Source organism: Pseudomonas sp. GW821-FHT02A08, from assembly GCF_059422045.1.
On the sequence record NZ_JBWKWD010000005.1, the window covers coordinates 85131 to 98803 of the forward strand.

A 13673-nucleotide genomic window follows, 5' to 3' on the forward strand; every position below is an offset into this window, starting at 1 on the left:
GATTTCTCCAACCTACTGCTGCCGACCATGCCTCACAATCACTTTGCGCTCGCTGAATGCGCCATCATCACTCAACCGTAGCGGCGTCCATGCGCACGGCGCCACGACGGTTCTGCCCGAACGCCATCACGCAGTTGCGTCCGGCGCCCTTGGCGCTGTAGAGCGCCTGGTCGGCGGACTTGAGCACCTCCTCCGGGGTGCGTTGATCGATGCGTTCGGCAACACCGATACTGACCGTCACCGACACACTCGATGCAGCGGAACCGGCGCGCCGCTGGCGCCCCTGATGATCGTCCTGCGGGCGGTTTTCCTGATTGCGCAACTGAATGTTGTATGTGGCGATGGACTCGCGGATGACTTCCAGGTGCGGCATGCACTCTTCGAGGGTCTTGCCTGCGAACACCAAGGCAAATTCCTCGCCGCCATAGCGATACGCCTTACCGCCACCGCCGATTTTCGACAGCTTGCTGGCCACCAGCCGCAGTACCTGGTCGCCGACATCGTGGCCATGGGTATCGTTGAATTTCTTGAAGTGGTCGACGTCGCTCATGGCCAACACGTAGTTGCGCCCCAACCGTTGCAGGCGTTCATTCAGCGCACGACGGCCCGGCAGCCCGGTCAGTTCGTCGCGGAAGGCCATTTGATAGGCTTCGTGGGCAACGGCGGCGGCGATCATCAGCATCACCTGGCTGCACATGATGTTCAGCGTGAACGGCAGGATGAAGGTTTTCGGCAACATCCAGAACAACCCGAGCAGCCCCACCAACTGCGCGGCATGCAGCGGTCGCGGGTTGCGCCAGTACTGCCAGGCCAGCAGCAGGAACGCAGCGATGAACACCGGGTAGGACAACTGGATCAGGCTCATCCAGGCGCCATGCAAGGCAGGCCAGCGAATCTCCGACAGCCAGATCAGCAGCGCATGTGGATAACTTTGCTCAAGCCCCAGCGCCACGCTGCCCACCGCGAGCAAGACCGCGAAGCGCGCCACCATGTCCTGGAACAGATGGGTGCGCTCCTGCCACGCCGCGAACACGCAAAACAGCAGCGGCAGCAGCAGGCAACACAAATGAAAGACCACGGCGGCATCGTCACGTACCTTGCCGTTGTCGCGGTAATAATCGGTCTGGGTGTCGAGCAGGGCGTAGGCGATGTACACCGTGACCATCAGAAACAGTTCACGCTGGCGTCGGTACACCGCGCAATAGGCGCCACCGAGCAACAGCACCAGGGTGGGCAGCACGTTGAACAGCGACGTGAAGAAGACGTTCAGATCCTTGATGTAAGCAGCCGCAAGCCCCGCCAGTAACAGCACTAATGACGGCAGGAAATGACTGAAACGTACAGCAGATGAGCGCGGCAAGGGTAAAGCTCCGACCCGTCAATTCAATAGATGGCAATGTGCCCACTACTGTAACGGCAGGTAGCCCGAGTTACTGAGTGAATTAGTGAGGTATTTTTAAAGGGCGTTACAAACACTTGTTCCACAGGCAGCCCTTAAAGCAAAAAAGCCGCTGTTCCCGAAGGAGCAGCGGCTTTTTCAAGTACTTCGTTAAGGCTTAGTAGCCCAGGTCGAAGTTCTCTTCTTTCATGTCCATCAGGTTGTTGGCGCCCGACAGCATGGTTGCAACGTGAGTGCGGGTACGCGGCAGGATGCGCTGGAAGTAGAAACGCGCAGTCTGCAGCTTGGCGGTGTAGAACGCCTCTTCGGATGTGCCGGCAGCCAGTTTCTCGGCAGCCAGGCGCGCCATGTCAGCCCAGAAGTAGGCCAGGCAGGCGTAACCGGAGTACATCAGGTAGTCCACGGAGGCCGCGCCGACTTCTTCGCGATCTTTCATGGCAGCCATACCGACCTTCATGGTCAGCTCGCCCCATTCCTTGTTCAGTGCAGCCAGCGGAGCGACGAACTCTTGAACCGCTTCGTTGCCTTCGTTGGTCTGGCAGAACTTGTGGACGATCTTGGTGAAGCCCTTCAGAGCCTCGCCTTGGGTCATCAGCACTTTACGGCCCAGCAGGTCGAGAGCCTGGATACCGGTGGTGCCTTCGTACAGCATCGAGATGCGGCTGTCGCGGACGTTCTGCTCCATGCCCCACTCGGCGATGAAGCCGTGGCCGCCGTAGATCTGCACGCCGTGGTTGGCCGACTCGAAACCGACTTCGGTCATGAAGGCTTTGGCGATTGGAGTCATGAACGCCAACAGTGCGTCGGCTTTTTTCTTCTCTTCTTCGTCCACGCCGTACTTGACGATGTCGACCTGCTTGGCGGTGAAGTAGACCATCGCACGGTTGCCTTCGGCGAATGCCTTCATGGTCAACAGCATGCGGCGTACGTCAGGGTGCACGATGATCGGGTCAGCGGCTTTGTCCGGCGCTTTCGGGCCAGTCAGCGAGCGCATCTGCAGACGGTCGCGAGCGTATTTCAGGCCGCCCTGGAAACCGACTTCAGCGTGGGCCAGGCCTTGCAGCGCTGTACCCAGGCGTGCGGTGTTCATGAAGGTGAACATGCAGTTCAGGCCTTTGTTCGCCGGGCCGATCAGGAAACCGGTGGCACCGTCGAAGTTCATCACGCAGGTGGCGTTGCCGTGGATGCCCATCTTGTGTTCCAGGGAACCGCAGGACACGGCATTGCGCGCGCCAACCGAACCATCGGCGTTCGGCATGAACTTCGGCACGATGAACAGGGAGATGCCTTTGGTGCCGGCCGGTGCATCCGGCAGGCGGGCCAGTACGATGTGGACGATGTTGTCGGCCATGTCGTGTTCACCGGCCGAGATGAAGATCTTGGTGCCGGAAACCTTGTAGGAACCGTCGGCCTGAGGCTCGGCCTTGGTGCGCAGCATGCCAAGGTCGGTGCCGCAGTGCGGTTCGGTCAGGCACATGGTGCCGGTCCACTCGCCGGAAACCAGCTTGGTCAGGTAAGCCTCTTGCTGCTCAGGGGTGCCGTGCTCGGAGATGGTATTCATCGCACCGTGCGACAGGCCTGGGTACATGCCCCACGACCAGTTGGACTCACCAACCATTTCGCTGATGGCCAGACCCAGAGACTCCGGCAGGCCTTGGCCACCGTGCTCTACGTCGTGAGCCAGGCTCGGCCAGCCACCTTCGACGAATTGCTTGTAGGCTTCTTTGAAGCCAGTCGGAGTCTTGACGCCGGACTCGCTCCAGGTGCAACCCTCGATGTCGCCCACGCGGTTCAGCGGAGCCAGTACCTGCTCACAAAACTTGGCGCCTTCCTCGAGAATGGCGTCAACCATGTCCGGAGTTGCGTCGGCACAAGCCGGAAGGCTCTGATAGTGCGCTTCGTAGCCGAGCAGCTCGTCACGAACGAAGCGAATATCACGCAAGGGGGCCTTGTAGTCAGGCATAGCGATAAACCTCTGCTGATGTAACCGGGAATGAACGACCGCATTGATTTGTTGTTGCGATCAAACAGTTGTTTGAAACATACGTTTACGCCCAAATCTTGTCAAGCGTCGATCATTTGCCGTTCGTCATCGCAGGATTGGACACACAGGCACACGACAACGCAGCCGCGCTTGCGAAGCAGCCCGCCATACCGAAAAGATTAGTTGAACAAGAAAGGCTTACGCAGAAAAACGCCGCGAACAGGCGCGGCGCTGGAGGGTACAAATTCTTTAGAGAATCAAGCGTAGGTATCGATCAACGTTCCAAGCACTTCGTCGGCTGCCTTGGCGACTGTCACGCCCAGCTCCGCCTGAATCTTGCCTTGGGCCATGTCGATCACGTTGCTGGCGAGGTCCGATTGCCGGCTGCGATCAACCGATCGCAGACGATCGACTTGCACCTCGGAGGACTGGCTGGTGACCGAACGCTCGATCGTGGTGTTGGCGATCTGTCCGGCGGCTTGATCGACACGGTTCTGCCCTGTCTGAAGGGTACTCAGACCGGCATAAAAAGCGGTGTTTCCTGAGATTTCCATGGGAGAACTCGTCCTTTCAAAGGATCAACAGCGGCCATTGAAGCAGAGTGGCCGGCAAAACACCCGACAAAAACACTAATAGCACAGTGCCTTATCATAGGCAAAGCCCGCATTGCGAAAACTTCAGTCCAACAGGTCCAGTTGCAAGTGCTCGGCCACTGCCTCGGCCGTGACGGCCTTGAGTTTAGGCACACGCCCCAGGCACGGTGCCGGGAGGCGCTCGGCAAGGGTAGCCAGGTTTTCTTCCAGCCGCGAGGTCTTCGGGTCGATGATGTTGGCCACCCATCCCGCCAGTTGCAAACCGTCCCGGGCAATCGCTTCGGCGGTCAACAAGGCATGGCTGATACAGCCCAGGCGTACACCGACCACCAGGATCACCGGCAGCTTCAATGCGATGGCCAGGTCCGACAGATTGTCCTGATCCGCCAAGGGTACGCGCCAGCCGCCAGCGCCTTCGATCAGGGTGAAGTCCGCCTGCATGCTCAGAATCTGCCGCATCGGCGTCAGCAACGACTGCACCGTCAGCGCCACGCCCGCTTCTCGCGCCGCCAGATGCGGGGCAATGGCCGGTTCGAAGGCCATCGGATTGACCTGTGCATAGGTCAGCGGCAGCGAACACTCCGCCAGCAAGGCCAGCGCATCGGCGTTGCGCAAGCCTTTGGGTGTCACATCGCAACCGGACGCGACCGGCTTGCCCGCCGCCGTGCTCAATCCCGCCGAGCGCGCCGCATGCAGCAACCCGGCAGCGACCGTGGTTTTACCGACATCGGTATCTGTGCCGGCGATGAAATAGGCTGCGCTCATAAGGGTTTCTCCAAAACGGCGTACACCACTTGATAAGTCGCCGGCAGGCCCTGGGCCTGACGAAACTGTTCGTAAGCCTCGATCAGACCCAAAATCCGCGCCCGGCCGGTCAAGCCACCTGGCCGCCCGGGATTGAGATTGTGCGCACCCAACGCCTTGAGTTCATGGGTCAGGCTACGAACATCCGGGTAATGCAGCACGTGCGCAAGGTTTTGCAGACTGACTGTCCTCAAGCCGCTGGCCGTACACAACCGCTGATAAACACCAAACTCCCGGAAGCGGTTGACGTGCACCATGCCGTCGACTTCGCGCCAGCTGTCACGCAATTCGAACAACGTCCCTACACACAGACTAGCAAACGCGAAAATGCCGCCCGGTTTCAGCACCCGAAAGGCTTCACTGAGCACCGAGTCGAAGTCCGCGCACCACTGCACCGCCAGGCTGGAGAAGATCAGGTCGCAGGTCGAATCCCGCAGTGGCAACCGCTCGGCATCGCCGGCCACGAAGTGCGTGGCACCGCCCAATGGCCGGGCGTGGTTGAGCATGCCCTCGGCGATGTCCAGCGCCACACCGTGACTGCCCGGAAATTGCTCGTCCAGGGCACGACTGAAATGCCCGGTGCCACAGCCCAGGTCCAGCCAGCGCTGCGGTACGAAGTCCTGCGGCAAGCGCCCGAGCAATTGGCTGCCAACATCGCGCTGCAACTCGGCCACGCTGTCGTAGCTTTCCGCCGCGCGGGAGAATGATGCTGCAACCTGGCGCTTGTCAGGTAACGCGCCGGGCAGGTTGGGAAAGGATAGATCAGTCATCGCCGGACTCATGCAAAAAGGCCTGGATCGCCCCCGCCACACCGTGGGGATCCTCCAGGAGAAACCCGTGGCCGGCCTGTTCAATCAGACCGATTTCGACATCCGGCAGCAATGCCAGCAACTCGCCCGCCGCTTGCGCCGGCACCAGCCCGTCGAGGCCGGCGAACAGATGCAGTTGCGGGCCACGGAACGATTGCAGTGCCTGTCGGGTATCCAGTTGCGCGAGCACTTGCAGACCACTGAGCAGCACCGGCGCGGCGGTGTTTGGTGCGCCACCGAGCAACAACCGCGACAATCCGCGCGGGTCTTCGGCGCCCTGGGCGCAGAGCAGTGAAAAGCGTTTCAACGTCGCGCGCGGATCGGCTTCGCATCCCGCCAGAAACGCATCGAAGGTTTCCCCGGGCATGGCGCTTGACCATTGATCATGGGCGACAAAAGAAGCGTTGCTGGCCAGGGTGAACACGCCACAACAGCGATCGCCACGCCGGGCCGCCAACTCGCAGGCAAGCATGCCGCCCAATGACCAACCGCCAAGCCAGACGTCTTGCGGCAAGGTCGAATCAAGCTCATCGAGCCACTCTTCAAGATCGCTCGACTCCAGCTCCGGCAACGGCTCAATCTCGACGCGCAGGTGCTCATCCAGACCACGCAAGGCCGCCGCCAAAGGCTCCAGCGGTGAAACGCCAAGGCCCCAGCCGGGCAGCAGAATCAGACGATCACGCATGGCTTGGCTCCGGCTTCAGTTGCTGAAAACAATCGGCCAGTCCGTTTAACAATAGCTGTACCTGGGCCTCGCTGTGGGCGGCCGTCAGCGTGACCCGCAGCCGGGCGCTGCCGGCGGGTACGGTCGGTGGGCGAATCGCGGTCACCATCAACCCGCGTTCGCGCAGCATCTGCGAAAGACGCACTGCGCGCCCCGCGTCACCGACCATGATCGGCTGGATTGGCGTGAAGCTGTCCATGAGTTCCAGGCCAATCTGTTCGGCACCGTGGCGGAACTGGCGGATCAGCGTCTGCAAATGCTCGCGGCGCCAGTGTTCGCTGCGCAGCAGTTCCAGGCTTTTCAACGTGGCGCACGCCAGCGCAGGCGGCTGGCTGGTGGTGTAGATGTAGGGACGGGCGAACTGGATCAGGCTTTCGATCAGCTCTTCGCTGCCGGCGACAAAGGCACCCGCCGTACCGAACGCCTTGCCGAGGGTGCCAACCAGCACCGGAACGTCATCCTGGCTCAAGCCGAAGTGTTCGACGATGCCGCCACCGTTGGTACCCAGCGGTCCAAAACCGTGAGCATCGTCGACCATCAACCAGGCACCTTTGGCCTTGGCCTCTCGAGCCAGCGCAGGCAAGTCGGCGATATCACCGTCCATGCTGAACACGCCGTCGGTGACCACCAACGTATTGCCGGTGGCTTTTTCCAGGCGTTTGGCCAGGCTCATCGGGTCGTTGTGCAGGTAGCGATTGAACCGCGCGCCGGACAACAGCCCCGCGTCGAGCAGCGACGCATGATTGAGCCGGTCTTCAAGCACCGTATCACCCTGCCCCACCAGCGCCGTGACTGCACCGAGGTTGGCCATGTAGCCGGTGGTGAACAGCAACGCGCGCGGGCGACCGGTCAGGTCGGCCAACGCCTCTTCCAGGGCATGGTGCGGGGAGCTATGGCCAATGACCAGATGTGATGCCCCTCCACCCACCCCCCACTTCGAAGCGCCAGCGCGCCAGGCTTCGATCACTTGCGGATGATTGGCCAGGCCCAGGTAGTCGTTGTTACAGAACGCCAGCAACGGCTGGCCATCGACCACCACTTGCGGCCCCTGCGGGCTTTCGAGCAGCGGGCGCTGGCGGTAGAGGTTTTCGGCACGACGGGCGGCAAGGCGTGCGGCGAGATCGAAAGACATGCAGGCCTCAGACAGTCAGATCACATAAATCAGAATTGAACCCAATCTAATGTGGGAGCGGGCTTGCTCGCGAAAGCGGTGTGCCAGTCGACATCAATGCTGAATGTCAGTCCGCATTCGCGAGCAAGCCCGCTCCCACAGTGTTTTGCATTCCTTCAGAGGAATCGGGCGAAGACTCAAACCGCCGCGTTATAGAACTGCTCGCTGCTCTTCTGCTCCACCAGCGCCTGCTCGATCGCCGCCTGATGCACTTCATCGGCGTGCTCTTCGCGGGCTTCCGGCAGGATCCCTAAGCGCCCGAACAGCTGCATGTCCTTGTCGGCCTGCGGGTTGGCGGTGGTCAGCAGTTTTTCGCCGTAGAAAATCGAGTTGGCACCAGCGAAGAACGCCAGGGCCTGCATCTGCTCGTTCATGGCTTCGCGGCCGGCGGACAGGCGCACGTGGGATTGCGGCATCAGGATGCGCGCGACCGCGAGCATGCGGATGAAGTCGAACGGGTCGACGTCGTCGGCATTTTCCAGCGGCGTACCGGCGACTTTCACCAACATGTTGATCGGCACCGACTCCGGATGCTCCGGCAGGTTGGCCAGCTGGATCAGCAGGTTGGCGCGGTCGTCCAGCGACTCGCCCATGCCGAGGATGCCACCGGAACAGATCTTCATCCCCGACTCACGCACATAGGCCAGGGTTTGCAGGCGCTCGCTGTAGGTGCGGGTGGTGATGATGCTGCCGTAGAACTCCGGCGACGTATCGAGGTTGTGGTTGTAGTAGTCGAGACCGGCCTTGGCCAGCGCTTCGGTCTGGTCCTGATCCAGGCGGCCGAGGGTCATGCAGGTTTCCAGGCCAAGGGCTTTCACCCCTTCAACCATCTTCAGCACGTAGGGCATGTCCTTGGCCGACGGATGCTTCCACGCCGCGCCCATGCAGAAACGGGTCGAACCGATGGCCTTGGCGCGAGCGGCCTCTTCGAGGACCTTCTGCACTTCCATCAGTTTTTCTTTTTCCAGGCCAGTGTTGTAGTGACCGGACTGCGGACAATATTTGCAATCTTCCGGGCAGGCGCCGGTTTTGATCGACAGCAGGGTCGACACCTGGACGCGGTTGGCGTCGAAATGCGCACGGTGCACCGTCTGCGCCTGGAACAACAGGTCATTGAATGGCTGAACGAAGAGTGCTTTGACTTCGGCCAAAGTCCAGTCATGACGCAGGGTTGCAGTGGTGCTGGCACTCATGGGCGTTTCCTTTGAATTATGCTTTGGCAGGCGGCTGGCTAATGGAATTTCACAGTCGCTTCACAGATGTTTCGGCATATTTAAGGAAGAGCGATGCGCTGTCAACCACGATACGAAGGACCGGTTTACATCTGGTTAAAAAACAAACAATCATGTCTTTTGTGCGATGGACCGGCCGACGGCGCCCCACCTGTCTGCACGGCCTGCGAAATCGAACTGCCCTGGCTCGGCGATCACTGTCTGACCTGCGCCCTGCCGCTTCCGGCCACGGGCCTCACCTGCGGCCATTGCCTGAAGCAGCCACCGTCCTTCGAACAAGTGATTGCGCCCTGGACCTACAGCTTTCCGGTAGACAGCCTGATTACCCGCTTCAAACACAACGCAAAATGGCCGTTTGGCCGCCTGCTCGCCGAACTTCTCGCTCAATACCTGCAACATCGCTTCGAAGACGATCTGCTGCGCCCCGATGCGCTGATCCCGGTGCCGCTGGCCACCAGACGCCTGCGCCAACGCGGGTTCAATCAGGCTGCGATGCTGGCTCACTGGTTAAGTGCGAGTCTCGATATACCTTGCGACGAACGGTTGCTGCTACGCACCCAGGACACCGACGCCCAACAGGCCTTGAACGCCCAAGCCCGCCGAAAAAACCTGCGCAATGCTTTCGCCCTGGCACCCGGCACCGTCGTCAAAGGCCAGCATCTGGCCCTGGTCGACGACGTACTGACCACCGGCGCCACGGCCCAGGCCCTGGCTCGCCTGCTGATGGACGCCGGTGCGGCGAGGGTCGACGTCTATTGCCTGGCCCGTACGCCCAAACCCGGCGAGACACCCTGACTTGACTCGCGCGGCCCAAGCGGCCAACGTCCTCACCATCGTCACCACCCAAAGCGACTTGTCATGTCTTTGCCAACCTTGCTGTCCCAGCACATTGTCCGCCGTCCGCAGCGCATCGCCCTGTTGCAGCACATCGCCGAACAAGGCTCGATCACCCGCGCAGCCAAAAGCGCGGGCCTGAGCTACAAGGCCGCCTGGGATGCGATCGATGAGCTGAACAACCTGGCGCAGAAGCCGTTGGTGGAGCGGATTGTCGGCGGCAAGGGCGGCGGTGGCGCGCGCCTGTCCAACGAAGGTGAGCGGGTGTTGCGCCTGTACCAGAAGCTGCAAGCCTTGCAGGCCCAGGTGCTGGAAGCTGCTGAAGACGCGAGCGACCTGGATCTGCTCGGGCGCCTGATGCTGCGCACCAGCGCGCGCAATCAGTTGCATGGCAAGGTGGTGGCGATCGAACCTCAGGGGCGCAACGACCTGATTCGCCTCGAAGTCGCCAAAGGCTTGATCATCGATGCGCAAATCACCCACGACAGCACCGAGCGCCTGGAACTGCAAATCGGCACCGAAGTCGTGGCATTGATCAAGGCCGGCTGGCTTGATGTGCTGGAAATTGATTCCGACGAAACGCCTGGAAACAATTGCTTGAAAGGCACCATCGAGAAGATTCTCGACGCCGACGACAGCCCCAGCGAAGTGCGCATCACCCTGCCCAACGGTCTGACCCTGTGCGCCTTGGCCGAACCGAGTCATCTGCAAGCATCGGGGCTGACCTGCGGCAAACCGGTGCGCGTCGAGTTCTCGCCGTCCCGGGTTCTGCTGGGAACACCACTGTAAGCAGAACTGCAACAAAAGGTTCATTACTCATCTTTAAGGTGTCTGCAAAATCCGCAGGGAGCCTGAAATGAGCCTATTAGAAGAAAACCAATCCACCGACCTCGAAACCATGGTCGGCCTCAGCCGTCGCGGCTTCATCAGCGCGGGTGCCCTGTGCGGCGCTGCGATGTTCCTCGGCGGCAATCTGCTGAGCCGCAGCGTGATGGCCGCCAGTGTCAGCGCCGGCAACAGCCAGTTGCTGGGCTTCGACAGCATTGCCGCCGCCACCAGCGACACAATCACCCTGCCACCGGGCTACAAGTCCTCGGTGCTCATCAGCTGGGGCCAGCCTCTGCACAAGGACGGTCCGGCGTTCGACCCGAGCGGCAACGGCAGCGCCGAACATCAGGAAGTCCAGTTCGGCGACAACAACGACGGCATGAGCCTGTTCGAATTTCCGGGCGAAAAGGACCGGGCGCTGATGGCGATCAACAACGAATACACCAACTACCGCTACCTCTACGCCCACGGCGGCATGCCGCAATCGGCGCAAGAAGTGCGCAAGGCGCTGGCCAGTGAAGGTGTGTCGGTGATTGAAGTGCAGCGCAAGAACGGCCAATGGCAATTCGTCCAGGGCTCGCGCTACAACCGCCGCATTCATGGCAACGCCCCCATCACCCTGAGCGGCCCGGCCGCCGGGCATGCCCTGCTCAAAACCAGCGCCGATCCCCACGGCAAGAACGTCCTGGGCACGTTCCAGAACTGCGCCAACGGCAAGACGCCATGGGGCACCTACCTGACCTGTGAAGAGAACTTCACCGACTGCTTCGGCAGCAGCAACGCCGAGCAGAAATTCGACCCCGCGCAAAAACGCTATGGCGTGGTGGCCACCAGCAAAGAGATTAACTGGCACCCGCACGACGAGCGCTTCGACATGGCCAAGAACCCCAACGAGCTCAACCGTCACGGCTGGGTGGTGGAGATCGATCCGTTCGATCCGAAATCGACGCCGGTCAAACGCACGGCCCTGGGCCGCTTCAAACACGAAAACGCCGCACTGGCCGAAACCGCCGACGGTCATGCCGTGGTGTACATGGGCGACGATGAGCGCGGTGAGTTCATCTACAAATTCGTCAGTCGCGACAAGATCGACCACAAGAACCCCAAGGCCAACCGCGACATTCTCGACCACGGCACCCTGTACGTGGCGCGTTTCGATGCCGGTGACGGCAACGTCGATCACCCGAAAGGCCAGGGTGAGTGGATCGAACTGACCCACGGTAAAAACGGCATCGACGCCAGCAGCGGTTTTGCCGATCAGGCCGAAGTGCTGATCCACGCCCGTCTCGCCGCCAGTGTGGTGAAGGCCACGCGCATGGACCGCCCGGAATGGATCGTGGTCAGCCCCAAGGATGGCCAGGTCTACTGCACGCTGACCAACAACGCCAAACGCGGCGAAGACGGGCAACCGGTGGGCGGGCCGAACCCACGCGAGAAGAACGTCTACGGGCAGATCCTGCGCTGGCGCACCGAGCGTGACGATCACGGCTCGAAAACCTTTGCCTGGGACCTGTTCGTCGTCGCCGGCAATCCGGGGGTTCACGCCGGCACACCAAAAGGCGGATCGTCGAACATCACGCCGCAGAACATGTTCAACAGCCCGGACGGCCTGGGCTTCGACAAGGCCGGACGCTTGTGGATTCTCACCGACGGCGATTCGAGCAATGCCGGAGACTTTGCCGGCATGGGCAACAACCAGATGCTCTGTGCCGACCCGACAACCGGCGAGATTCGCCGCTTCATGGTTGGCCCGGTAGGTTGTGAAGTGACGGGGATCAGCTTCGCGCCGGACCAGAAAACTCTGTTTGTCGGGATTCAGCATCCGGGTGAAAACGGCGGCTCGACCTTTCCCGAGCATCTGCCCAATGGCAAGCCGCGGTCTTCGGTGATGGCGATTTCGCGGGAAGATGGCGGGATCGTCGGCGCCTGATCCGGCCTCTTCGCGGGCAAGCCCGCTCCCACAGGATTTGCGCTGATTTGGAACCTGCGCATAACCCTGTGGGAGCGGGCTTGCCCGCGAAGGCGTCAGCCCAGACACCGCCCATCTCAAGCCCACCCCCTAAAGCCCTGCCGTCTGCGTTACCATGCCTGGCCGGACGCAGCAGCCTGCTGCGCGCAGGAGTCAGCATGGCCCACCCGTTTGAAACCCTCACGCCAGACCTCGTGCTCGATGCCGTTGAAAGCATCGGCTTTCTAAGCGACGCACGCATCCTGGCCCTCAACAGCTACGAGAACCGCGTCTATCAGGTCGGCATCGAAGACGCCGAACCGCTGATCGCCAAGTTCTACCGGCCGCAACGCTGGAGCAACGAAGCGATTCTGGAAGAGCACCAGTTCACCGCCGAACTCGCCGACTGCGAGGTGCCGGTCGTGGCGCCGTTGATCCACAACGGTGAAACCCTGCACGAGCACAACGGTTTCCGTTTCACCCTGTTCCCCCGCCGTGGTGGCCGCGCGCCGGAGCCGGGCAACCTTGATCAGCTGTATCGCCTTGGCCAGTTGCTCGGGCGCCTGCATGCGGTCGGCTCGACCCGGCCGTTCGAGCACCGTGAAGCGCTGGCGGTGAAAAACTTCGGCCATGACTCGCTGGCCACGTTGCTCGACGGCAATTTCATCCCCCGCAGCCTGCTACCGGCCTACGAATCGGTGGCCCGCGATCTGCTCAAGCGTGTGGAAGATGCCTACAGCAACACCCCGCACCAGAACATCCGCATGCACGGTGACTGCCACCCCGGCAACATGATGTGCCGTGACGAGATGTTCCACATCGTCGACCTCGACGACTGCCGCATGGGTCCGGCGGTGCAGGACATCTGGATGATGCTCGCCGGCGATCGTCAGGATTGCCTGAGCCAGTTGTCGGAACTGATGGACGGCTACAACGAGTTCCACGACTTCGACCCCCGTGAACTGGCCTTGATCGAACCGTTGCGCGCCTTGCGCCTGATGCACTACAGCGCCTGGCTCGCCCGCCGCTGGGACGACCCGGCCTTCCCCCGCAGTTTCCCGTGGTTCGGCACCGAGCGTTATTGGGGGGATCAAGTGCTGGCATTGCGCGAGCAGTTGGCCGCGCTCAATGAAGAGCCACTGAAACTCTTCTGACAAACACAGACCCCATGTGGGAGCGGGCTTGCTCGCGAAGGCGGTCTATCAGTTGAAACATGAAGTGACTGACACCACGCATTCGCGAGCAAGCCCGCTCCCACAGCTACTGTGTTCACAAATGACCTACCTATTCAGTCAGGACATTCGCAGACAATTCTCCTTACAATCCCCTCTTTGTTAGCTGCCTAAG

General features: G+C 61.2%; 12 protein-coding genes. 4 read left to right on the forward strand and 8 right to left on the reverse strand.

Going from position 1 to position 13673, the window contains the following annotated elements:
* Nucleotides 1-67: 67 nt before the first annotated feature.
* The 8 genes from AC07W4_RS05615 to bioB all read right to left on the reverse strand — a co-directional run bounded on the left by AC07W4_RS05615 (nucleotide 68) and on the right by bioB (nucleotide 8677).
* Nucleotides 68-1360, reverse strand: coding sequence for a GGDEF domain-containing protein (locus AC07W4_RS05615; RefSeq protein ID WP_495031781.1), 1293 nt, complete (start codon nucleotides 1358-1360; stop codon nucleotides 68-70).
* Between the two features lie 196 nt (nucleotides 1361-1556).
* Nucleotides 1557-3362, reverse strand: coding sequence for a phenylacyl-CoA dehydrogenase (locus tag AC07W4_RS05620; RefSeq protein WP_008051571.1), 1806 nt, complete (start codon nucleotides 3360-3362; stop codon nucleotides 1557-1559).
* Between the two features lie 278 nt (nucleotides 3363-3640).
* Nucleotides 3641-3937: a pyrroloquinoline quinone biosynthesis protein PqqE gene (locus AC07W4_RS05625; protein ID WP_495031782.1), complete on the reverse strand. Its 297-nt coding sequence runs from the start codon at nucleotides 3935-3937 to the stop codon at nucleotides 3641-3643.
* A gap of 123 nt (nucleotides 3938-4060) precedes the next feature.
* Nucleotides 4061-4741 carry a dethiobiotin synthase gene (gene bioD / locus AC07W4_RS05630; RefSeq protein ID WP_495031783.1) on the reverse strand — a complete coding sequence of 227 codons (681 nt, stop codon included), beginning with the start codon at nucleotides 4739-4741 and terminating at the stop codon, nucleotides 4061-4063.
* A complete protein-coding gene (bioC, locus tag AC07W4_RS05635) occupies nucleotides 4738-5550 on the reverse strand; it encodes a malonyl-ACP O-methyltransferase BioC (protein ID WP_495031784.1) in 813 nt (270 codons plus the stop codon). The genes bioD and bioC overlap by 4 nt, the downstream gene beginning before the upstream one ends.
* Nucleotides 5543-6274: an alpha/beta fold hydrolase gene (locus AC07W4_RS05640; protein WP_495031785.1), complete on the reverse strand. Its 732-nt coding sequence runs from the start codon at nucleotides 6272-6274 to the stop codon at nucleotides 5543-5545. The genes bioC and AC07W4_RS05640 overlap by 8 nt, the downstream gene beginning before the upstream one ends.
* Nucleotides 6267-7445: an 8-amino-7-oxononanoate synthase gene (gene bioF / locus AC07W4_RS05645; RefSeq protein ID WP_495031786.1), complete on the reverse strand. Its 1179-nt coding sequence runs from the start codon at nucleotides 7443-7445 to the stop codon at nucleotides 6267-6269. The genes AC07W4_RS05640 and bioF overlap by 8 nt, the downstream gene beginning before the upstream one ends.
* A 176-nt stretch (nucleotides 7446-7621) precedes the next feature.
* Nucleotides 7622-8677, reverse strand: a complete 1056-nt coding sequence (gene bioB / locus AC07W4_RS05650; protein WP_008054312.1) for a biotin synthase BioB — start codon at nucleotides 8675-8677, stop codon at nucleotides 7622-7624.
* A 93-nt stretch (nucleotides 8678-8770) separates the two neighbouring features.
* Here bioB and AC07W4_RS05655 point away from each other — a divergent pair, with 93 nt between their 5' ends.
* The 4 genes from AC07W4_RS05655 to AC07W4_RS05670 all read left to right on the forward strand — a co-directional run bounded on the left by AC07W4_RS05655 (nucleotide 8771) and on the right by AC07W4_RS05670 (nucleotide 13480).
* Nucleotides 8771-9511: a ComFC family protein gene (locus AC07W4_RS05655; RefSeq protein ID WP_495031787.1), complete on the forward strand. Its 741-nt coding sequence runs from the start codon at nucleotides 8771-8773 to the stop codon at nucleotides 9509-9511.
* Nucleotides 9512-9574: 63 nt separating this feature from the next.
* Complete coding sequence (locus AC07W4_RS05660; RefSeq protein ID WP_495031788.1) at nucleotides 9575-10339, forward strand: TOBE domain-containing protein; 765 nt, start codon at nucleotides 9575-9577, stop codon at nucleotides 10337-10339.
* Between the two features lie 67 nt (nucleotides 10340-10406).
* Nucleotides 10407-12308: a PhoX family protein gene (locus AC07W4_RS05665; protein WP_495031789.1), complete on the forward strand. Its 1902-nt coding sequence runs from the start codon at nucleotides 10407-10409 to the stop codon at nucleotides 12306-12308.
* Nucleotides 12309-12505: 197 nt separating this feature from the next.
* Nucleotides 12506-13480, forward strand: a complete 975-nt coding sequence (locus tag AC07W4_RS05670) for a serine/threonine protein kinase (protein ID WP_008048240.1) — start codon at nucleotides 12506-12508, stop codon at nucleotides 13478-13480.
* Nucleotides 13481-13673: the final 193 nt, after the last annotated feature.

Coding starts and splice junctions, on each gene's coding strand:
- AC07W4_RS05620 (WP_008051571.1), bottom strand. CDS start 3,362: ATGCCTGACTACAAGGCCCCCTTGCGTGATATTCGCTTCGTTCGTGAC.
- AC07W4_RS05625 (WP_495031782.1), bottom strand. CDS start 3,937: ATGGAAATCTCAGGAAACACCGCTTTTTATGCCGGTCTGAGTACCCTT.
- bioD (WP_495031783.1), bottom strand. CDS start 4,741: ATGAGCGCAGCCTATTTCATCGCCGGCACAGATACCGATGTCGGTAAA.
- bioC (WP_495031784.1), bottom strand. CDS start 5,550: ATGACTGATCTATCCTTTCCCAACCTGCCCGGCGCGTTACCTGACAAG.
- AC07W4_RS05640 (WP_495031785.1), bottom strand. CDS start 6,274: ATGCGTGATCGTCTGATTCTGCTGCCCGGCTGGGGCCTTGGCGTTTCA.
- bioF (WP_495031786.1), bottom strand. CDS start 7,445: ATGTCTTTCGATCTCGCCGCACGCCTTGCCGCCCGTCGTGCCGAAAAC.
- bioB (WP_008054312.1), bottom strand. CDS start 8,677: ATGAGTGCCAGCACCACTGCAACCCTGCGTCATGACTGGACTTTGGCC.
- AC07W4_RS05655 (WP_495031787.1), top strand. CDS start 8,771: ATGCGCTGTCAACCACGATACGAAGGACCGGTTTACATCTGGTTAAAA.
- AC07W4_RS05660 (WP_495031788.1), top strand. CDS start 9,575: ATGTCTTTGCCAACCTTGCTGTCCCAGCACATTGTCCGCCGTCCGCAG.
- AC07W4_RS05665 (WP_495031789.1), top strand. CDS start 10,407: ATGAGCCTATTAGAAGAAAACCAATCCACCGACCTCGAAACCATGGTC.
- AC07W4_RS05670 (WP_008048240.1), top strand. CDS start 12,506: ATGGCCCACCCGTTTGAAACCCTCACGCCAGACCTCGTGCTCGATGCC.